Below are 523 nucleotides of genomic sequence, written 5' to 3'. Positions count from 1 at the left end.
CGCCCGTGCGGTGGCACGCGCCACATAGTCTTGGCAGGCTAACCGCTCGGCAAAGACATCGTAACTCTGCAGTTGCCGAAACACGTCGGACATCGCGATGTCGGCAATCGAGAACGGACCGGCAAGCCAATCGCGTTGCGCCAATACCGCTTCCATATGGTCGAGGCGTCCGTCGAGGAAGCGTTCGAGATGGGCGCGGCCGGGTGACTGCGTGTCATCGTCGGCCCACCGATAGAGCGACCAAGGTACTGCGGGCATCTCGACCGAATTGAGCGCCGCGAAGAGCCATTGCGTCACGTTGGCGCGGCCCTGGCGATCAGCCGGCATCAAGGCAGTGCTGCGTTCGCCGAGATACAATAGGATCGCCCCAGTCTCGAAGATCGTTACGTCGCCATCGGTGAGCCATGGCACTTGGCCGAACGGCTGAAATGGCAGGCGCGCCTCGACATCGCTTACAGGGGTTGTCGCTATTTCATAGGGGAATCCCGCTTCTTCGAGGGCCCATCGGATGCGAAGATCGCGC

General features: G+C 61.8%; 1 protein-coding gene. It reads right to left on the bottom strand.

Annotated elements, in window-relative coordinates:
- Positions 1-510: glutathione S-transferase family protein (locus tag SLH47_RS26340; RefSeq protein ID WP_320244116.1), on the bottom strand; the 510-nt coding region annotated here is incomplete at its 3' end.
- Positions 511-523 lie beyond the last annotated feature (13 nt).

Origin of the sequence: Cognatiyoonia sp. IB215182, assembly GCF_033963905.1 — a bacterium.
GTDB lineage: Bacteria > Pseudomonadota > Alphaproteobacteria > Rhodobacterales > Rhodobacteraceae > Yoonia.
This window is presented reverse-complemented; position numbering and strand designations above follow the sequence as displayed.